General features: G+C 61.7%; 16 protein-coding genes and 1 pseudogene. 12 read left to right on the plus strand and 5 right to left on the minus strand.

The annotated features are described in order from the left end of the window. Positions 1–41 precede the first annotated feature (41 nt). The 3 genes and pseudogenes from ABIE40_RS16870 to lysS all read left to right on the plus strand — a co-directional run bounded on the left by ABIE40_RS16870 (position 42) and on the right by lysS (position 4,975). Positions 42–1,813, plus strand: a pseudogene (locus tag ABIE40_RS16870) (SLC13 family permease). 191 nt (positions 1,814–2,004) lie between these two features. After that, the gene (gene gltX, locus ABIE40_RS16875; protein ID WP_199628929.1) at positions 2,005–3,462 is read left to right on the plus strand and encodes a glutamate--tRNA ligase; all 1,458 of its coding nucleotides are present in this window, start codon (positions 2,005–2,007) and stop codon (positions 3,460–3,462) included. A gap of 16 nt (positions 3,463–3,478) precedes the next feature. Then, complete coding sequence (lysS, locus tag ABIE40_RS16880; protein WP_112719777.1) at positions 3,479–4,975, plus strand: lysine--tRNA ligase; 1,497 nt, start codon at positions 3,479–3,481, stop codon at positions 4,973–4,975. A 73-nt stretch (positions 4,976–5,048) separates the two neighbouring features. Here the strand turns inward: lysS and ABIE40_RS16885 are convergent, their stop codons facing one another. Continuing rightward, complete coding sequence (locus ABIE40_RS16885; RefSeq protein WP_199628928.1) at positions 5,049–5,849, minus strand: hypothetical protein; 801 nt, start codon at positions 5,847–5,849, stop codon at positions 5,049–5,051. A 179-nt stretch (positions 5,850–6,028) separates the two neighbouring features. Between ABIE40_RS16885 and ABIE40_RS16890 the strand changes: the two genes are divergently transcribed. The 7 genes from ABIE40_RS16890 (at position 6,029) to ABIE40_RS16920 (ending at position 13,912) form a co-directional block, all read left to right on the plus strand. Beyond that, a complete protein-coding gene (locus tag ABIE40_RS16890; RefSeq protein ID WP_112719779.1) occupies positions 6,029–6,940 on the plus strand; it encodes a LysR family transcriptional regulator in 912 nt (303 codons plus the stop codon). 119 nt (positions 6,941–7,059) lie between these two features. Further along, entirely contained in the window at positions 7,060–8,220 is a 1,161-nt protein-coding gene (locus ABIE40_RS16895) for an ABC transporter substrate-binding protein (protein WP_199628927.1), read from the plus strand. Positions 8,221–8,417: 197 nt separating this feature from the next. After that, on the plus strand, positions 8,418–9,401 hold the full coding sequence (locus ABIE40_RS16900; RefSeq protein WP_199628926.1) for an ABC transporter ATP-binding protein: 984 nt from the start codon (positions 8,418–8,420) through the stop codon (positions 9,399–9,401). Beyond that, positions 9,398–10,360, plus strand: a complete 963-nt coding sequence (locus ABIE40_RS16905) for an ABC transporter permease (RefSeq protein WP_130282279.1) — start codon at positions 9,398–9,400, stop codon at positions 10,358–10,360. The genes ABIE40_RS16900 and ABIE40_RS16905 overlap by 4 nt, the downstream gene beginning before the upstream one ends. Then, a complete protein-coding gene (locus ABIE40_RS16910; RefSeq protein WP_199628925.1) occupies positions 10,350–11,165 on the plus strand; it encodes an ABC transporter permease in 816 nt (271 codons plus the stop codon). The genes ABIE40_RS16905 and ABIE40_RS16910 overlap by 11 nt, the downstream gene beginning before the upstream one ends. A 49-nt stretch (positions 11,166–11,214) precedes the next feature. Beyond that, a complete protein-coding gene (locus tag ABIE40_RS16915; protein ID WP_112719852.1) occupies positions 11,215–12,642 on the plus strand; it encodes a gamma-aminobutyraldehyde dehydrogenase in 1,428 nt (475 codons plus the stop codon). Between the two features lie 172 nt (positions 12,643–12,814). Next, positions 12,815–13,912 carry a helix-turn-helix transcriptional regulator gene (locus tag ABIE40_RS16920; RefSeq protein WP_130282283.1) on the plus strand — a complete coding sequence of 366 codons (1,098 nt, stop codon included), beginning with the start codon at positions 12,815–12,817 and terminating at the stop codon, positions 13,910–13,912. On the opposite strand, the gene ABIE40_RS16925 is transcribed toward ABIE40_RS16920, so the two are convergent. Next, a complete protein-coding gene (locus tag ABIE40_RS16925) occupies positions 13,909–14,541 on the minus strand; it encodes a YjbE family putative metal transport protein (RefSeq protein WP_199628924.1) in 633 nt (210 codons plus the stop codon). The two genes, ABIE40_RS16920 and ABIE40_RS16925, sit on opposite strands and share 4 nt — an antisense overlap. A gap of 276 nt (positions 14,542–14,817) precedes the next feature. Here ABIE40_RS16925 and ABIE40_RS16930 point away from each other — a divergent pair, with 276 nt between their 5' ends. Continuing rightward, the gene (locus ABIE40_RS16930; RefSeq protein ID WP_112719786.1) at positions 14,818–14,991 is read left to right on the plus strand and encodes a DUF1328 domain-containing protein; all 174 of its coding nucleotides are present in this window, start codon (positions 14,818–14,820) and stop codon (positions 14,989–14,991) included. A gap of 25 nt (positions 14,992–15,016) precedes the next feature. Here the strand turns inward: ABIE40_RS16930 and ABIE40_RS16935 are convergent, their stop codons facing one another. Both ABIE40_RS16935 and tal read right to left on the minus strand, forming a co-directional pair. Continuing rightward, positions 15,017–15,682 carry a DUF1345 domain-containing protein gene (locus ABIE40_RS16935; RefSeq protein WP_112719787.1) on the minus strand — a complete coding sequence of 222 codons (666 nt, stop codon included), beginning with the start codon at positions 15,680–15,682 and terminating at the stop codon, positions 15,017–15,019. A 92-nt stretch (positions 15,683–15,774) separates the two neighbouring features. After that, complete coding sequence (gene tal, locus ABIE40_RS16940) at positions 15,775–16,740, minus strand: transaldolase (RefSeq protein ID WP_112719788.1); 966 nt, start codon at positions 16,738–16,740, stop codon at positions 15,775–15,777. A gap of 435 nt (positions 16,741–17,175) precedes the next feature. Between tal and ABIE40_RS16945 the strand changes: the two genes are divergently transcribed. Beyond that, positions 17,176–18,156 carry a sugar-binding transcriptional regulator gene (locus ABIE40_RS16945; protein WP_199628923.1) on the plus strand — a complete coding sequence of 327 codons (981 nt, stop codon included), beginning with the start codon at positions 17,176–17,178 and terminating at the stop codon, positions 18,154–18,156. A gap of 122 nt (positions 18,157–18,278) precedes the next feature. Here ABIE40_RS16945 and ABIE40_RS16950 read toward each other — a convergent pair whose 3' ends face one another. After that, positions 18,279–19,151 carry a methylated-DNA--[protein]-cysteine S-methyltransferase gene (locus tag ABIE40_RS16950; protein ID WP_112719790.1) on the minus strand — a complete coding sequence of 291 codons (873 nt, stop codon included), beginning with the start codon at positions 19,149–19,151 and terminating at the stop codon, positions 18,279–18,281. Positions 19,152–19,219 lie beyond the last annotated feature (68 nt).

Here is a 19,219-nt window from a genome sequence, read left to right on the forward strand (position 1 = left end):
AGAGCATCGTCTGCGTTCGGAATTCCAGCCCCTGGAGCAGCATGACCACCCCGCAGATTCTCGCCTTCGGCGTCATTGGCCTGATGATGGCCGTCTTCATCTGGGACCGCTTCCGTTATGATCTCGTCGCCTGTTGCGCGCTGGTGCTCGCCGTCTGCGTCGGCATCGTGCCCTTCGAAAAGGCCTTCTCCGGATTCAGCGACGATATCGTCATCATCGTCGGCAGCGCGCTTGTCGTCAGCGCCGGCGTCGCCCGCTCCGGCATCGTCGACAGCGCAATCAAGCGCTTCTTTCCGAACCTGAACTCGCTGCATACGCAGCTCGCGCTGCTGTTGATCGTCGTCGCCGTGCTCTCCGCATTCATCAAGAATATCGGCGCGCTGGCGATCATGATCCCCGTCGCCTTCCAGTTTTCGCGCAAGACAGGAAAGTCGCCCTCGCTCTATCTGATGCCGATGAGCTTCGCCGCCCTGCTCGGCGGGCTCATGACGCAGATCGGCACCTCGCCGAACATCGTCGTGTCGCGGCTGCGCGAAGAAATCACCGGCAAATCCTTCACGATGTTCGACTTCACGCCGGTTGGCGCCACGCTGGCGCTGGTCGGCATCATCTTCCTGATCTTCTTTCACTGGCTGGTACCCGAGCGGCAAAACGAAAATCCGTCGCTCGAAGAAGCGCTCGATCTCAAGAACTATTTCTCGGAGGCAACGGTCGTCGAGGGCTCCGGCTTCGACGGCAAGATGTTGAACGAGATCCTGAAGCTCGGCGATGGCGAAGTGGTCGCGCGACCGCGATCCTGCGCGGCCATTCCCGCCTGTCGCCGATCCCGGACCTTATCCTGAAAGCGGGCGACACCCTGCTTCTCGAAGGCGGCCCCGAACCGCTCGACCGTGTCGTCACCAACGCCAAGCTGAAGCTCGCTGGCAAGCAGATTCCGGCGGATACGCAGGATGGCGACATCACCTCTATCGAAGCAGTGGTCTCGCCGGAATCGACGCTGATCGGCTGGTCGGCACGGCAGTTGTCGCTCTTCAACCGCCGCCGCGTCAACCTGCTCGCCGTCAGTCGCCAGGGTCATCGCCTGACGGAGCGCCTCAGCGAGGTGACGCTGAAGGGCGGCGATGTGCTCGTGCTCCAGGGCAGCCGCAAAAACCTGCCGGCCTTCCTGCAGGAATTCTCCTGCCTGCCGCTGGCGCAACGCGACATCCTGCTCGGCACCCAGCGCCGCGCCTATGTGCCGCTGATCATCCTCGCCGCCGCCATGGGCGCGACAGCCGCGGGCCTAGCGCCCGTTGCCGTCGCCTTCTTCTGTGCCGCGCTCGCCATGGTCGTCTTCCGCGTCATCCCGCTTGCCGATGTCTACAAGGCGCTGGATGGCCCGATCCTGATCATGCTCGCCGCCCTCATTCCCGTATCGGATTCGCTCAGGACAACAGGCGGCAGCGAGCTTATCGCCGGCTGGCTCGGCCATTTCGCAGCGCAGATGCCACCCTTTGGCGCCCTGGCGCTGATCCTGATCACCGCAATGGCGGTGACGCCGTTCCTCAACAATGCCGCGACAGTGCTGGTCATGGCGCCGATCGCCGCAAGCTTTGCGCAGACGCTCGGCTACAAGCCGGAAGCCTTCCTGATGGCGGTTGCGATTGGCGCCGGCTGCGATTTCCTCACCCCCATCGGCCACCAGTGCAACACGCTGGTCTTCGGCCCGGGCGGATATCGCTTCAGCGATTATCCCCGCCTCGGCCTGCCGCTCTCCTTCATCATCATTCTCGTCAGCGTGCCGATGCTGCTCTACGTCTGGCCGGTGCGATGAGCGCTGATGCCCATTTTCCTTGACGCAAGCGGCCGAATATGGCCTTAAGGCCAGCCAAATGGACAATCGCCGGGGAAGTGCGCAATTTGCCCTTATCCGGCCGGTTTCCTGATCCAGTTATCTGCATTCTTCCCGCCGCACGCCGCTTTTGCCATCAAAAGCCGTCGGCATTCATTTGACGGGCACATAAAATGACAGCTTCCGGCGTCCGCGTCCGCATTGCTCCCTCGCCGACCGGCGAGCCGCATGTCGGCACCGCTTATATCGCACTCTTCAACTACCTTTTCGCCAAGAAGAACGGCGGCGAGTTCATCCTGCGTATCGAAGATACCGATGCGACGCGCTCGACCCCGGAATTCGAGCAGAAGGTGCTGGACGCCCTGAAGTGGTGCGGGCTCGAATGGAAGGAAGGCCCGGATATCGGCGGCCCCTACGGCCCCTATCGTCAGTCCGACCGCAAGGACATCTACACGCCCTACGGCCAGGAATTGCTGGACAAGGGCCATGCCTTCCGCTGTTTCTGCACCCCCGAGCGCCTGGAACAGATGCGCGAAGCCCAGCGTGCCGCCGGCAAGGCGCCGAAATATGACGGACTCTGCCTGAAATATTCGGCCGAGGAAGTCAGCGCCAAGATGGCAGCGGGCGAAAGCTCGGTCATCCGCATGAAGATCCCGACCGAAGGCTCCTGCGATTTCAACGACGGCGTCTATGGCGACGTGTCGATCCCGTGGGACAGCGTCGACATGCAGGTCCTGATCAAGGGCGACGGCATGCCGACCTATCACATGGCAAACGTCATCGACGACCATCTGATGAAGATCACCCACGTCGCCCGCGGCGAAGAGTGGCTGGCATCGGTTCCGAAGCACATCCTGCTCTATCGCTATTTCGGCTGGGAACAGCCGGTGTTCATGCATCTCTCGCTGATGCGCAACGCCGACAAGTCGAAGCTGTCGAAGCGCAAGAACCCGACCTCGATCTCCTACTACTCCGCTCTCGGCTACATCCCGGAAGCACTGATGAACTTCCTCGGCCTGTTCTTCGTGCAGATCGCCGAAGGCGAAGAGCTGCTGACGATGGACGAGCTCTCCGACAAGTTCGACCCGGAAAACCTCTCCAAGGCCGGCGCCATCTTCGATATCCAGAAGCTCGACTGGCTGAATGGCCGCTGGATCCGCGAGAAGCTGTCGGAAGACGAGTTCCAGGCCCGCGTGCTGACCTGGGCGATGGAAAATGATCGCCTGAAGGCAGGCCTGCGCCTGTCGCAGTCGCGCATTTCCAAGCTCGGTGAACTGCCGGAGCTCGCAGGCTTCCTGCTGAAGTCCGACCTCGGCCTCGACCCGTCGGCCTTCGCCAAGATCAAGTCGCCGCCGGAAGAGATCCTCGAGATTCTGAACACCGTGCAGCCGGACCTCGAAAAGATCCTCGAATGGAACGTCGAGACGATCGAAGCCGAACTGCGCGCTATCGCCGACCGGATGGGCAAGAAGCTGAAGGTCGTTGTGGCCCCGCTCTTCGTCGCCGTATCCGGCTCGTCGCGCTCGCTGCCGCTCTTCGATTCCATGGCGATCCTCGGCCGCTCGGTCGTGCGCCAGCGTCTGAAACTCGCCTCGCAGGCAGTCGCCTCTCTCGTCGGCCCGAAGAACTGAACCGGACATCTGCACCATGACCGAAAAGACCGAAACAGCGACCCTTTCTTCCGACGCAACCGAAGTGCGCGCCCAGAAGCTGAAGCTGCTGCGCGAGCAGATCGGCGATGTCTATCCGGCGCATTTCCACCGGACCATCACCAATGCCGAGCTCGCCGAGAAGTACAAGGATCTCGAATCCGACGTCGAGACGACCGATGTCGTGACCGTTGCCGGCCGCGTCTATTCCTCGCGCAATTCCGGCATGTTCATGGATATCCATGACGCCGGCGGCAAGATCCAGATCTTCAGCCACAAGGACGTGACGCCCGAGGAAGCCCGCAACATGCTCGCCATGATCGACATCGGCGACATCATCGGCGTCACCGGCACCGTCCGCCGCACCAAGCGCGGCGAACTCTCGATCAACGCCCGCGAAATCACCATGCTGACCAAGTCGCTTCTTCCCATGCCGGAGAAGTGGAATGGTATTGCGGATGTCGAGATCCGCTATCGCAAGCGCCACCTCGACATCATGAGCAACGAGGAATCGAAGCTCCGCTTCCAGCAGCGTTCGAAGATTGTCTCCGGTATCCGCCGCTTCATGGAAAGTGACGGCTTCATGGAAATCGAGACGCCGATGCTGCACTCGGTTTATGGCGGTGCCACCGCCGAGCCGTTCAAGACGCATCACAACACGCTGAAGCTCGACATGTACCTGCGCATCGCGCCGGAACTGTTCCTGAAGCGCACGCTGGTCTCCGGCCTCACCGACAAGGTGTTCGAGATCAACCGCAACTTCCGCAACGAAGGCGTTTCCACCCGGCACAATCCTGAATTCACGATGATGGAGTGCTACTGGGCCTATGCCGACTACGAGGACATCATGGACCTCGTCGAGCGGCTGTTCGAGACGCTCGCTTTGTCGATCCACGGCAAGACCGAATTTGCCTTCGGCGACAAGGAAATCTCCTTCAAGGGTCCGTTCAAGCGCGTGCCGATGCCCGACGCCGTCAAGGAAGTGACCGGCATCGACTTCCTTGCGATGAAGACCGATGAAGAAGCCCGCACCGCCGCCAAGGCCGCCGGTTTCGAAGTCGAGAAGGACTGGACCTGGGGCGAATGCCTGGCCTTCATCTTCGAAGAGAAGGTCGAGGGCACGCTGATCCAGCCGAGCCACGTCACCCATTTCCCGAAGGACATCTCGCCCTTCGCCAAGGAAGTGCCGGGCGAGCCGCGCCTCGTCGAGCGCTTCGAGACCTATTGCAACGCCTGGGAACTCGGCAACGCTTTCTCCGAACTCAATGATCCGGAAGAGCAGCGTCGCCGCATGGTCGAGCAGCTCGAGCAGGCCCATGCCCGCGGCGAGAAGGAAAAGCAGCTGGACGACGAATTCCTCGATGCGATCGACCAGGGCATGCCGCCCGCCGGCGGTCTCGGCATCGGCGTCGACCGCCTGATCATGCTGCTCACCAACGCGCCGTCGATCCGCGACGTCATCCTCTTCCCGGCCCGCCGCAGCAAGACGGACTGAGACTGACGAACTTCGAATGCAAAAGCGGAGCGCCCGAAAGGACGCTCCGCTTTTTTATGTCCGGTGATTTTTGTTAGTGGCCGCTCTTGGCGGGCGCGGCTTCCTCGCCGCCACCTTCGGCCGGAGCCTCGGCGGGCGCTGCCTCGCCTTCTCCGCCTTCAGCCTTGGCTTCGCCGCCCTCGGCCTTGGCTTCTCCGCCTTCCGCCTTGGCCTCGCCTTCGCCCTCGCCGCCCTTGGCCTTCTCGGCCTTGGCGCCCTTCTTGCCGCCCTCACCGCCTTCGCCACCCTCAGTCGAGGCAACGGCCGTCGGATCGATGCAGTCGGAATATTCCTTGAAGGACGCGTTCAGCGTCTTGATCTCGTCTTCCGGCAGGTCGACGCGCTCGCCGAAGAACAGGCCGTTCTGGCTGGCCTGGCCGTCGTAGTAGCGGGCGGTATAGGGCTTGTCGTCGATGCCCTCGATCATCTTTTCCGGATGCGGGATATAGACGACGTCGGCGCCGATCGCCCGGCCGCGAATGTCGGAGCGCAATGTCGGGCCGTTCTGGTCGAGCACCACGACCTGCACCAGATCCGGTTTGCTGTCGGCATAGATCGCCTGCGCCACCCGCAGAGCGGTCCGCACGCGCGTCATCCCGTCGGTGGGTTCGGTCTTGATGTATTTGCGGATCCAGACATGCTCCTGCTTCTTGATCGTCACGAGATTGACGTCGGTGCAGGAGGCACCATTCACTTCTTCTGCCGGAGGACCAAGGATCGCATCTTTGCCGACATAAAGCGCCGCACCGCCGGAGGCGCCTGCGAAAAGCGCTACACCGCCGATAACGAAGGCCAGTTTCCGGGACGGCCGGAATATGCGCAGTAAGGCCTTCACGCCAACTGCTCCGTCATCGGCAAAACTCCAACTCGATACATGCTCGGAAAACTATTCAAGCGACGTTTCGGAATGCTTAAGTGCGGCCAGTAAAAACGCAGGGGTGAGAATAAAAGGCCAAAAAAGGTCCGGTAGTTCACAGACTTGTCAGCGTGTATTTCGGCATGCTCTAAAGCCGCATGGCCTTCACGCTTCGTCAGCTTCAATATTTCGTCGCAGTCGCCGAGCAGGGTTCGGTGACGCGTGCGGCGCAGAACCTCTCCATCTCCCAATCCTCGGTCACAGAGGCGCTGAAAGAGCTGGAAACCGATCTTGGCGTCTCGCTCTTCGATCGCCATCCGCGCGGCCTGACCATCACCCATAACGGCCACCAGTTCCTGCGCCACGCCACGAAGATCCTGGCGACCGTCTCGGACGCGCGCACCAGCTTTTCCGGCCAGCAAAGCGCACTATCGGGAACGCTGAACATCGGCGTCACCTCGCTCGTCGCCGGCTATGTGCTCTCCGATCTCCTCGCCCGCTACCGCCGCGCCTGCCCCGGCGTCGATGTCAGCGCCATCGAGGACAATGGCGGCTATCTCGAACATCTGCTTGTCGGCGGCGAGCTCGATGTCGCCGTCATGGTCATCTCCAACCTGCGCGACCGCATGGCGCTGCAGGCGGAAATCCTGGAAACCTCGCCCTATCGCCTCTGGTTGCCGATGGGCCATCCGCTGGTCTCCGCCGATATCATCTCCGTTGCCGATATCGCCCGCGAACCGCTGATCATGCTGACGGTCGACGAAATCGAGGAGAATACCGGCAAGCTGCTCTCGGCCCTCGGCGCCCGCCCGCATGTGGCGTTCCGCACCCGCTCGGTCGAGGCGGTCCGCAGCCTTGTCGCCACCGGCGCCGGTGTTGCCCTGCTGCCCGATCTCGTCTACCGCCCCTGGTCGCTGGAAGGCGACCGCATCGAAAGCCGCGATGTTTCGGGATCGCTCCCCGTCGTTCAGGTCGGCATGGTCTGGCGCAAGGGATCGAGCCTGCCGCAGGCGGCGCGCGACTTCGTCGGTATCGCCGAAAGCATGCGCTCCGGCCGCGTCCGCTCCTGATATCGGAATTTCCGATAACGTCTTTCTGATAAATGAATTTGCGAAAGCGGATTTTTCATCGCAACTTTTCAACCGGGAACAAAATGCCGCAGCAAGCGGCTCAAACCGGGAGACAGACGATGACGAATCTCTTGAAATCCTGCACGGCCGCGCTCGCGTGCCTGAGCTTCGCAACGCAGGTGATTGCCGCCGAACCGCTGAAGGAACTGGGCAAGGGCGAAGGTGCAGTCAGCATCGTCGCATGGGCCGGCTATATCGAGCGCGGCGAAACCGACAAGAATTACGACTGGGTAACCGGCTTCGAAAAGGACACCGGCTGCAAGGTGACCGTCAAGACGGCCGCCACATCCGACGAAATGGTCTCGTTGATGAACGAAGGCGGCTTCGACCTCGTGACGGCATCGGGGGATGCCTCGCTTCGTCTCATCGCCGGCAAGCGCGTCCAGCCGATCAATACCGATCTGATCCCCGGCTTCAAGAATGTCGATCCGCGCCTGCAGAACGGCCCGTGGTACACGGTCGGCGGCGTCCACTACGGCGTTCCCTATCTCTGGGGACCGAACGTCCTGATGTACAATACCGACGCCTTCAAGGATAAGGCGCCGACCAGCTGGAAGGTTGTCTTCGAGGAAGAAACCCTGCCTGACGGCAAGTCCAACAAGGGCCGCGTCCAGGCCTATGACGGCGCGATCTATATCGCCGATGCCGCCATGTATCTGATGGCGCACAAGCCTGAGCTTGGCATCAAGGATCCCTACGAGCTGAACGAAGACCAGTACAAGGCGGCCCTCGACCTGCTGCGCGGCCAGCGCAAGCTCGTCTCCCGCTACTGGCACGATGCGATGATCCAGATCGACGACTTCAAGAACGAAGGCGTCGTCGCCTCCGGCTCGTGGCCCTTCCAGGTCAACCTGATGCAGGCCGACAAGCAGAAGATCGCCTCGACCTTCCCGGAAGAAGGCGTCACCGGCTGGGCTGACACCACCATGCTGCATGCCGACGCCGAGCATCCGAACTGCGCCTATATGTGGATGGAACACTCGCTGTCTGCCAAGGTCCAGGGCGATGCCGCCGCCTGGTTCGGCGCCGTTCCCTCGGTCCCGGCCGCCTGCAAGGGCAACGAACTGATGAGCGACACCGGTTGCGCCACCAACGGCTTCGACCACTTCGACAAGATCAAGTTCTGGAAGACCCCGGTCGCGAAGTGCACGACACAGAGCGAATGCGTGCCCTATCACCGCTGGGTTTCCGACTATGTCGGCGTGATCGGCGGGCGGTAAAGCGCCCCTCCCCAACCCCTCCCCACAAGGGGGAGGGGCCAGCAAGCGGCACCGCCTCGTTCCAATCTCAGCGTCTGCGTTCTCCGAGAGGGACAAGGCGGGGTTTAAGCCCCTCCCCCTTGTGGGGAGGGGTTTGGGGCGGGGTCTGAACACCGCAATTGAAATCCAAGACTGAATGCCAAGACTGGAGCCCACCCATGACACCCGCCGTCCGTTTCCAGCAGGTCTCGCGTCATTTCGGCCAGGTTCGCGCCGTTGACGGCGTCGATCTCGAGATCGCGCCCGGCGAATTCTTTGCCATGCTCGGTCCGTCCGGCTCCGGCAAGACGACATGCCTGCGCCTGATCGCCGGCTTCGAGCAGCCGACTGGCGGCCATATCCAGATTTTCGGCGAGAAGGCCGAAGGCGTGCCGCCCTACCGGCGCAACGTCAACACCGTCTTCCAGGACTACGCGCTCTTCCCGCATCTCAACATTCTCGACAACGTCGCCTACGGCCTGATGGTCAAGGGAACAGGCAAGGCCGAACGCCTGCGCGAAGCGGAAAAGGCGCTCGAACTCGTCAAGCTGCCGGGCTATGGCAGCCGTCGTCCGGGCCAGCTCTCCGGCGGCCAGCGGCAGCGCGTGGCGCTCGCCCGCGCCCTCGTCAACAAGCCGAAGGTGCTGCTCCTCGACGAACCGCTCGGCGCGCTCGATCTGAAGCTGCGCGAACAGATGCAGGAAGAGTTGAAGAGCCTGCAGCGCGCCCTCGGCATCACCTTCATCTTCGTCACCCACGATCAGGGCGAGGCCCTGTCGATGGCCGACCGCGTCGCCGTCTTCAACAATGGTGGCATCGTCCAGGAAGGCACACCGCACGATATCTACCGCCGCCCGAAGACCCGCTTCGTCGCCGATTTCGTCGGCTCATCGAACGTCATCGCCCCGGATTTCATGGCCTCGCTCGGCGGTGAGAAGCGCTGGGCGAGCCTGCGCCCCGAGGCGATCCGTCTCGGCGACGGCACGGAGGCCCGCGTCGATAACGCAAGCTTCCTCGGTGCTGCGACACGCCTGACCGTCGATATCCGCGGCACGCGCCTGCATGTCATGCTGCCCGCCGGTGCGGACGTGCCTGATGTCGGCTCCAACGTTCGTCTCGGCTGGCAGCCGGGCGACGTCCACTACATGGATGATGCGGCATGAGCGCCATTGCGATGACAGGCAAGGACACATCGATCCTGCCGGGGCGCGGCGGCTTCTTCGGCCGCCTCTCGGACGCCTTCTGGCGCCATCCGAAACTGCTGCTCTTCCTGATGCTGACACCGCCGCTGCTCTGGCTCGGCATCATCTATATCGGCTCGCTGATCGCGCTGCTGCTGCAGAGCTTCTTCTCGATCGACGATTTCTCCGGGATGATCAGCTACGAGTTCACGCTGTCGACCTATGCGCAGCTGCTGAACCCGACCAATTTCGACATCATCGTCCGCACCATCCTGATGGCGGCGCTCGTCACCCTCGCTTCCGCCGTCATCGCCTTCCCGATCGCCTATTATGCGGCGCGCTATGCCAAGGGAAAGTGGAAGGTACTCTTCTATCTCGGCATCATGCTGCCGCTCTGGTCGAGCTATCTCGTCAAGATCTATGCCTGGAAGCTGATCCTCGCCAAGGAAGGCATCCTCACCTGGTTCTTCGACAAGCTTTACCTTTCCTGGCTGCTCGACGGCATCCTGAACCTGCCCGTGGTCGGCGGCAATTCGCTCTCGGTCAGCTACCTCGGCACCTTCATCGTCTTCGTCTATATCTGGCTGCCCTACATGATCCTGCCGACGCAGGCAGCGCTCGAGCGCGTGCCCGGAAACCTGATCGAGGCCTCGTCGGATCTCGGCGCCACCCCGCGCCAGACTTTCCGCACGGTGCTCTTCCCGCTAGCGCTGCCGGGAATCGTCGCCGGATCGATCTTCACCTTCTCGCTGACGCTCGGCGATTACATCATCCCGCAGATCATCGGCTCGTCGCGCCTCTTCATCGGCCAGGCGGTCTATACGCAGCAGGGCACGGCCGGCAACGTGCCGCTTGCCGCCGCCTTCTCGGTCGTGCCGATCGTCATCATGGCCGTCTATCTCTGGCTTGCCAAACGCATGGGGGCTTTCGATGCGCTCTGACCGCGGACAGAAATCCCCGCTTCTCCTGAAGATTGCCGCCGGTGCCGGATTGCTCTTCCTGCACCTGCCGATCCTCTTGATCTTCGTCTACGCCTTCACGACGGAGGAAAAGAGCTATCAATGGCCGCCACCGGGCCTGACGCTCCAGTGGTTCGCCATTGCCTGGAACCGCCCGGATGTCTGGTCGGCGCTCGGCCTGTCCGTTCAGGTCGCCTGCATCGCAACGGCGATTGCGCTCGTGCTCGGCACCCTCTGCGCTGCCGCTGTCAGCCAGACGAAATTCTTCGGCCGGGAGGCGATCTCGCTGCTCGTCATCCTGCCGATTGCCCTTCCCGGCATCATCACCGGCATTGCGCTGCGCTCCGCCTTCAGCCTGTTCGACATTCCCTTCTCGGTCTGGACGATCGTCCTCGGCCACGCCACCTTCTGCGTCGTCGTCGTCTACAACAACGCCGTCGCCCGCTTCCGCCGCACGCAGGGATCGCTGATTGAAGCCTCGATGGATCTCGGTGCCGACGGCTTCCAGACCTTCCGCCATGTCGTGCTGCCGAATATCGGCACGGCGCTCTTGGCAGGCGGCATGCTTGCCTTCGCGCTGTCTTTCGACGAAGTCATCGTGACCACCTTCACCGGCGGCCAGCAATCGACGCTGCCGATCTGGATGCTGGAAGAGCTGATCCGTCCGCGCCAGCGCCCGGTGACCAACGTGGTCGCCATGGTCGTCGTGCTCGTCACCTTCCTGCCGATCCTGGCAGCCTATTACCTCACCCGCGACGGCGACCAGATCGCCGGGGCCGGAAAATAAACCAGAGTGGGATGCCCCCATCCGCTCGATGAACGAAAGGGAGAACATCATGGACACCCAAATGCTGATCGGTTCGCGTTTCGAAGCGGGCACGGAGACGGAGGAACACGTCCTCAACCCCAAGACCGGCGAGAAGGTCGTCGACCTGCCGGAAGCCTCGCTCGGCCAGATCGACAACGCCGTCGATGCCGCCGAGAAGGCTTTCAAGAGCTGGTCGCAGACGACGCCCGGCGAGCGCTCTTCTTATCTCCTGAAGATTGCCGATGCGATCGAGAAGGATGCCGCGGGTTTCGCCGCGCTCGAGGCGCTGAACTGCGGCAAGCCGATCAACGCCGTCCTCAATGACGAAATCCCGGCGATCGTCGATTGCTACCGCTTCTTCGCAGGCGCCGTGCGCAACCTGCACGCCCCCGCCGCCGGCGAATACCTGCCGGGCCACACCTCAATGATCCGCCGCGACCCGATCGGCATCGTCGGCTCGATCGCGCCCTGGAACTACCCGCTGATGATGATGGCCTGGAAGCTGGCACCGGCAATCGCCGGCGGCAACACCGTCGTCTTCAAGCCTTCAGAACAGACGCCGCTGACGGCGCTGAAAATGGCAAAGCTGCTCTCCGAGATCCTGCCCGAAGGTGTCGTCAACGTCATCCTCGGCCGCGGCGAAAGCGTCGGCAACGCGCTGATCAACCATCCGAAGATCGGCATGGTCTCGATCACCGGCGATGTCGCGACCGGCAAGAAGGTGCTGCAGGCCGCCGCCAAGACCGTCAAGCGCACCCATCTGGAACTTGGCGGCAAGGCTCCCGTCATCGTCTTCGACGACGCCGATATCGATGCGGTCGTCGCCGGCATCCGCACCTTCGGCTATTACAATGCCGGCCAGGATTGCACCGCCGCCTGCCGCATCTATGCCGATGCCAAGGTCTATGACCGCTTCGTCGCCGACCTGTCTTCGGCTGTCTCGTCGATCAAGTTCAACCAGGCCGACGACACCGAAAACGAGATCGGCCCGCTGATCTCCAAGCGTCAGCGCGACCGCGTCGAGAGCTTTGTCGCCCGCGCCTCCGAGCACAAGCACATGGAGATCACCACAGGCGGCAAGACCTCGGGCGACAAGGGCTTCTTCTACACGCCGACCGTGATTGCCGGCGCCACGCAGGACGACGAGATCGTCCGTCGCGAAGTCTTCGGCCCGGTCGTCTCCGTCACCCGTTTCAGCGATGTCGAGGACGCCGTCACCTGGGCGAACGACAGCGATTACGGCCTCGCCTCCTCCGTCTGGACCAAGGATATCGGCCGCGGCATGAAGACCGCCGCCCGCCTGCAATATGGCTGCACGTGGATCAACACCCACTTCATGCTCACCAACGAAATGCCGCATGGCGGCCTGAAGCAATCCGGCTATGGCAAGGACATGTCGGTCTACGCGCTCGAAGATTATACCGCCGTGCGCCATGTAATGATCAACCACGGCTGAATAACCCAAACGGGTTATTGAGATAACATATTTGTGATTTCAGACCGCCGTAAACAACTACGGCGGTCTTTTTGTGGATATATTTCAATATTGCGTTGAACGAATATATGCTCCATATTTGAGCAAAGCCTTGGCAATAGCCGCGGGGGGCTAAAAAGGCTGATTACTTTCAATGGCATCGCAGATTAATATTCCGGAACTCCAGCGCGCCCTTGGCGGCCTGATGGATTCGGCGCTGATGCCGGAACAATGGGACGGCACGCTGGAGGCGATCAGCCGGGCCACCGGCTCGGTCGGCACCCACATCATGCCGGTGCGTGGAAAATTCGAGGCCGGCGTCCTCACCACCCCTAATTTTCTAGAGGCCTTCGACATCTATTTCTCGGAAGGCTGGTACAAGCGGGACTTTCGCGAGCGCGGCCTGCAGATCGGCCTGACCAAGGGCGTCGTCATCGAGCATGACATTGCCACCAGTAGCGATTTCTCGCAGCACGCCTTCTATGCCGACTTCCTGGCGCGCTTCGGCATGCGCTATTCCGCGATGGTGCTGTTTCAGGCCCGCGGCACGACGCTCAGCATCAACCTGCAGCGCGGCATCCATGATGCCCCCTTCGACCGCAATGACGAGGCGGCGCTTCTCGGCATGCAATCGAGCCTGTCATCAGCAGCCGAACTGGTGCGCACGCTGGATGCGGCGAAGGTCGGCGGCATGGGCGAAGCCTTCGATATGACGGCTGCGGCAGCGATCTTCTTCGACCGCAAGGGCCGCATTACGCATCTCAACGCCCGGGCCGAAGGCCTGCTCGACGAGGAAATCCGTATCGCCGGGGGAGAGCTTTTCACCCTGAAGCAGAGCGAGGCGGCACAGCTGCAGCGCCAGGTGCTCTCGGCCGCCGACGGCGCGCTGTTCATCGAACTGCCTGCCATTCGCATCACCCGGACGGGAAAGCCGCCGCTCGTGGCCCGCGTTCAGAAGCTGCAGGGCTTTGCGGCCGATCTCTTCGCCCATTCGAGTGTCGTGGCGCTGATCACCGATCTCGGCGAGCGCGACGGCCCGAGCATCGAGCTCTTGCGCAGCACCTTTTCGCTGACGCCCCAGGAGGCGACGGTGGCACGGCTGCTGCTCGACGGATCCTCGCCGCGCGAGATCGCCACGATCTGCGGCCTGCAATATGAGACGGCGCGCGGCTATGTGAAACGCGTGCTCTCGAAAACCGGAACGCAGCGCCAGGCACAGCTGATCGCGCTGCTCTCCGGCCTGAAGCCCTAACCGGCGATCTGCGCCCCATAGAGGGTCCAGACTTCCCAGCCGCCTTCCCAGATCATGTCGAGCGCGACATAGACGATGATCGCCAGCCCGATCCAGCCGATCCAACGGAAGCGGCTGAGCAGCTTCGCAACGAAATTCGAGGCAACGCCCATCAGAACGACGGAGAGGATGAGGCCGAAGATCAGCGCCGTCATGTTCGACTTCGCCGCCCCTGCGACGGCCAGCACGTTATCCAGCGACATGGAAAGATCGGCGAAGATGATCTGGCCGATCGCCTGGCGCAGCAGCTTCGGCTTGTGGGCATGATGCCCGGCCTCGTCGCCACCCTCTTCTTCGTCGCCGGCTTCCCGCAGCTCCTTGAACATCGTCCAGCAGATCCAGAGGAGCAGCAGCCCGCCGATCAGGTTGATGCCCTTGATGACGAGCAGCTCCGCGGCAATGACGGCGAAGACGATGCGGATGACGGCGGCAGCGGCGATACCGGACACGATCGCCTTACCGCGCAGTTCAGGCGCAAGACCGGCGGCAGCCATGCCGATGACGATCACATTATCCCCGGAGAGGATGATGTTGATCATGATGACTTCGAGATAGATGGAAATGACGGCGGGATCAAAGAGGGAGGACATCAAGGCACTTTCGTCGATGGGGCAAATCGATGGAAAATCCCCACGCCTTCAGCCCGCCTGCCACGCACAAATATGCGGCAGATCGTCATCCTTAGGAATTGGGGGCGCTTCCTGGGCAAAGTTTGAAACAGATCGAAGCCCAGTTGAAAAGCCCCGCAACCCGGCGATGCCGGAACATTAGAAAATCGCCTGTTATTTCAATCGATTTTATTCTGATGCGGGAACAAATCGCCGTCTGCCGCGTCATCTTCTGCGTCCAACACAGAGGAAACTTCCATGCTTAAGTGGGCTCTCATATTTTTCGTCATTTCGCTGATCGCCGGCTTCTTCGGCTTCTCCGGCATCTCGGCCGCCACCGCGACGATCGCGCGCGTCCTCTTCGGCATCGCGCTGGTGATCTTCCTGATCTTCCTCATCCTCGCGCTGATGGCGGGACAAGCCATTCTCTAGCACCCACCGCGTCTCACGGGCGGGCCTAAAGCAGGCTCGCCCCGACATTGATCGCCAATGCCAGGATCGTCGTGTTGAAAAGAAACGACAGGATCGCATGCAGCAGGGCGATCTTGCGCATGATCCGCGATGACACCGCCACATCGGCGGTCTGCGCCGCCACTCCGATGGTGAAGGAGAAATAGAGGAAGTCCCAATAGGTGGGCTCCTCTATCTTGTCCGGAAACATCAGCCCCTCGCCCTTATCCGGCCCGCCATAGAAGCGGTGGGCATAGTGGATGGTGAAGAGCGTGTGCAGGAACACCCATGAAATCAAGATCGTAACGACCGCCGCGATCGCCCGTGCGAAGGCGACGTCAGGGGGAGCATCCTTGACGGAATGCAGCTCGAGGCCGATGCCGGCAATGCTGGCCACTGCGGCGGCGATCGACAGGAACAGCACGAACGTATCGGAGAAATCCAGATCCTCCGAGCGCCGCCGGATATCCGAGACGGTTGCACGCAGCATCTTGCGCCAGCTGATGCCGATGAAGACGATAGCCGTGACATTCCAGCCGACCAGGACGTTCTTGGCGTTCACGTCACGCGATGTCAGCAGCAGGAAAACGGCGAACCCGGCGGCGAAGGCGATGATGAAACTGCCGTGTCTGATTGCGTAGGTCATAAAACCGGAGCGCTTGCTGCCTGCCATTTCGCTTCTCCTGCCTCGGCTGACGATATCACCATGAAAAAGGCCCGGACACCATCGGCGTCCGGGCCTTTTCAAACACTTATCCGGCAGGATCAGGCAGCGGCGAGCTGCAGTTCCTTCTGAACCATGCCGCGCAGCGTGCCGAGGTCCTTGGCGAAGGCGCGGATGCCTTCGGCGAGCTTTTCGGTCGCCATCGCATCTTCGTTCATCATCCAGCGGAAGGTCTTTTCGTCGACGCTGATCTTCGCAGCCGGCTTGACGGTCTCGGGCGAGAGCTTGCGCTCCAGCTTGCCCTGGTCGTTGGACAGTTCGTCGAGCAGGTTCGGAGCGATCGTCAGGCGGTCGCAACCGGCCAGCGCTTCGATTTCGCCGGCGCTGCGGAACGAGGCGCCCATGACGATCGTCTTGATGTCGTTGGCCTTGTAGTAGTTGTAGATGTCGCGAACGGAGATGACGCCCGGATCTTCCTCAGGGGTGAACTCCTTGCCGGTCGACTTCTTGTACCAGTCGAGGATACGGCCGACGAAGGGCGAGATCAGGAACACCTTGGCGTCGGCGCAGGCAACGGCCTGGGCCTTCGAGAAGAGAAGTGTCAGGTTGCAGTCGATGCCTTCCTTCTGCAGCACTTCGGCAGCGCGGATGCCTTCCCAGGTGGAAGCGAGCTTGATCAGGATGCGGTCACGCTCGATGCCGCGCTCCTTGTAGGCAGCGATGATCGAACGAGCCTTGGCAAGCGATGCCTCGGTGTCGAAGGAAAGGTCGGCATCGACTTCCGTCGAAACGCGACCCGGAACGAGCTTCACGAGAGCCGCACCAACGGAGATCGCCAGACGATCGGCAACGGCAGCCGAAACGGCCTCGGCATTGCCGCCCTGCTTCTTGCCCCAGGCAACGCCTTCCTTGATCGCATCGGCAAACATCGGCGTGCCCAATGCCTTCAGAACGATGCTCGGGTTCGTGGTGCAATCGACCGGCTTCAGACGGGCAACAGCCTCGATGTCGCCGGTATCGGCAACCACCGTGGTTATCTCGCGGAGTTGGTCAAGCTTGGATGTCATGGTCAAAATCCTTTGTGACTGAGCTGCGGACCGGCGCGATCTTCGCCCGGAAAAGAGGTAATCTACGGAATGCTGACGTTCGTGTTGCAGGCGAAAAGGCGCGGCTCCATCACGGCTATTGGGCTAACGTGAGGAACACCCGCAGTGTTCCCGGTGCGGAGGGAAAGAATGGCGCGATAATTCCGCGCAGGCAATGCCCGCGGCACCATGGCCGGTCCTGACTTCCCGCATGCCCGCACACTGTCCTCCTCGGACGGACAAGAACGACTTCTGTCATCGATAATATGGCAATCCAGTTCATCGAAAGTCAAGGACATTTGTGCATTTCAATTGACATAAGTGTCACACCCGTCATTATCGCCGGGGAACAAAGGAATGCCTGCACCCCTTTCGCTTGCTGAAGCAAACTAGGGTGAAATTTTCGCGAGAGAAGATGTGGTCAAGCTGAAGCGCGGCACGCATACCGCCTATTCCGAAGCCTCGTCGCTGCGTCTGCGGGCGGCATGGCTCTATTACAATCAGGGCCTGACCCAGAAGGATGTTGCCGAGCAGCTCGGCATCAGCCGCACGACTGTGATCCGCCTCCTCGACGAGGCGATGAAGCGCAGCGAAGTGCAGATCTGGATCAACGATTCCATCGGCGACTGCGTCGAGCTTTCGGTCAAGCTGGAACGCGCCTATGGCCTCGACGAGGCAATCGTCGTTCCCTCGCCCGTCAACAACGACGTCAATGCTCTGGCAAAAAGCGTCGGCCTGGCGCTCGGCCAGTTTCTCTCCGAGGCAATCCCCGACGACTACACGATCGGCGTCGGCTGGGGCCGCACAATGACGGCATCGCTTTCAAGCTTCCGCCCGCCCCGACGCGACAATTGCAAGGTGGTGTCGCTGCTCGGCGGCATCGTCGCGGTACATCAGACGAACCCGATCGATTATACCTGGCGCCTGGCAAACCAGCTCGGCGCCGAATGCTACATGTTCCTGGCGCCACTGCTCGTCGACTCCACCGAGACGAAGCGGAACCTGATCGACAAATGCGGGCTGGAAACCATCTACCGCCTCGCCGAAAATCTCGATCTCGCCATCGTCTCCTGCGGCGATATCGGCCCGCACTCCACCTCCCTGTCGGAGGGCTGGATCTCCAAGGCCGAACTGCAGGAACTGATCGACGCCGGCTGCGTCTGCGATACGATGTTCAACTTCCTCGACAAGGACGGCAACACCATCGATCACTCGATCAACAGCCGCGTCATGTCGGTCGATCTCGATACGCTGAAGAAGGCCAAGCACATCGTGCTCTCCTCAGGCGGCGCCCACCGCGCCACCGCCATCCGCGCAACGATCAAGCGCATCGGCTGCAACACGTTGATCACCGATGAGAGTGCCGCGAAGGCGCTGCTGGAATTGACGGAAGGCTAGCTCTGCGGATCTGGCCCCCTCATCCGCCCTTCGGGCACCTTCTCCCCGAGGGGAGAAGGTGGCGGCAGCCGGATGAGGGGGCTGCTCGCTCGAAGTTATAGAGGGCTGCTCGCGCAAAACTATCAGGCGTGCGCCGACTCCCACCCAAGCATCGCACGCTTGCGCGTCAGACCCCAATGATAGCCCGTCAGCGCACCACTCTTGCCGAGCGCACGATGGCAGGGCACGACGAAGGAAATCGGGTTGGCGCCAACAGCAGCCCCGACAGCCCGCATCGCCTTCGGATTGCCGATGTCATTGGCGATATCGCTATAGGTGACGGCCTTGCCGAAGGGGATCTTCAGCAGGCTTTCCCAGACGCGCACCTGGAAGTCCGTGCCGATCAGCACCACCCGCAGCGGCTGCTCTGACGACCACTTGCCCGGCTGGAAGATGCGTTCGGCATAGGGCGCCGTCGCCTGATTGTCCTCGACATATTCGGCATTCGGCCAGCGGCAGGCCATATCGTCGAAACAGGCCGCCTCGTCTCCGAGATCGCTGAAGGCAAGGCCCGCCAGACCACGATCGGTGGCCATGACCAAGGCCACGCCGAACGGCGAATGGTGGAAGCCATAGCGGATTGTCAGCCCGCCACCCCTTGCCTTCCATTCCCCTGGCGACATCGCCTCGTGCGTCACGAAGAGATCGTGCAAGCGGCTCGGCCCGGATAGGCCGACTTCGAACGACGTCTCCAGCAGCGGCAGCTCTTCCTGCCGCAGCAGCCGCTTGGCATGATCGAGCGTCACCGCCTGCAGGAAGGCTTTCGGCGAAAGCCCGGCCCAGCGCGTAAAAGTCTTCTGCAGCTGCGTCGGCGACTGGTTGAGGCGCGCGGCGATATCGTCCAGCGAAGGCTGGTCGCGGTAATCCTCGGTGATCAATTCGATGACCTGCCGCACGGTCTCGTAGTCGGGACCGTCAGGCGTGATGTCTCTGTTCAGATTTGCGATCATGTTCATCGTATTTCTCCTTGTAACAAGGAGATAATCAAGGGCGATCTCGCAAGCCACCCGTTTCTTGCGCCACT

Source organism: Rhizobium sp. OAE497 (assembly GCF_040546565.1).
Lineage (GTDB): Bacteria > Pseudomonadota > Alphaproteobacteria > Rhizobiales > Rhizobiaceae > Rhizobium.

Bases quoted from the DNA above. Each gene is read 5' to 3' on its own strand.
- gltX (WP_199628929.1), top strand. From the start codon at position 2,005: ATGACAGCTTCCGGCGTCCGCGTCCGCATTGCTCCCTCGCCGACCGGC.
- lysS (WP_112719777.1), top strand. From the start codon at position 3,479: ATGACCGAAAAGACCGAAACAGCGACCCTTTCTTCCGACGCAACCGAA.
- ABIE40_RS16890 (WP_112719779.1), top strand. From the start codon at position 6,029: ATGGCCTTCACGCTTCGTCAGCTTCAATATTTCGTCGCAGTCGCCGAG.
- ABIE40_RS16895 (WP_199628927.1), top strand. From the start codon at position 7,060: ATGACGAATCTCTTGAAATCCTGCACGGCCGCGCTCGCGTGCCTGAGC.
- ABIE40_RS16900 (WP_199628926.1), top strand. From the start codon at position 8,418: ATGACACCCGCCGTCCGTTTCCAGCAGGTCTCGCGTCATTTCGGCCAG.
- ABIE40_RS16905 (WP_130282279.1), top strand. From the start codon at position 9,398: ATGAGCGCCATTGCGATGACAGGCAAGGACACATCGATCCTGCCGGGG.
- ABIE40_RS16910 (WP_199628925.1), top strand. From the start codon at position 10,350: ATGCGCTCTGACCGCGGACAGAAATCCCCGCTTCTCCTGAAGATTGCC.
- ABIE40_RS16915 (WP_112719852.1), top strand. From the start codon at position 11,215: ATGGACACCCAAATGCTGATCGGTTCGCGTTTCGAAGCGGGCACGGAG.
- ABIE40_RS16920 (WP_130282283.1), top strand. From the start codon at position 12,815: ATGGCATCGCAGATTAATATTCCGGAACTCCAGCGCGCCCTTGGCGGC.
- ABIE40_RS16925 (WP_199628924.1), bottom strand. From the start codon at position 14,541: ATGTCCTCCCTCTTTGATCCCGCCGTCATTTCCATCTATCTCGAAGTC.
- ABIE40_RS16930 (WP_112719786.1), top strand. From the start codon at position 14,818: ATGCTTAAGTGGGCTCTCATATTTTTCGTCATTTCGCTGATCGCCGGC.
- ABIE40_RS16935 (WP_112719787.1), bottom strand. From the start codon at position 15,682: ATGGCAGGCAGCAAGCGCTCCGGTTTTATGACCTACGCAATCAGACAC.
- tal (WP_112719788.1), bottom strand. From the start codon at position 16,740: ATGACATCCAAGCTTGACCAACTCCGCGAGATAACCACGGTGGTTGCC.
- ABIE40_RS16950 (WP_112719790.1), bottom strand. From the start codon at position 19,151: ATGAACATGATCGCAAATCTGAACAGAGACATCACGCCTGACGGTCCC.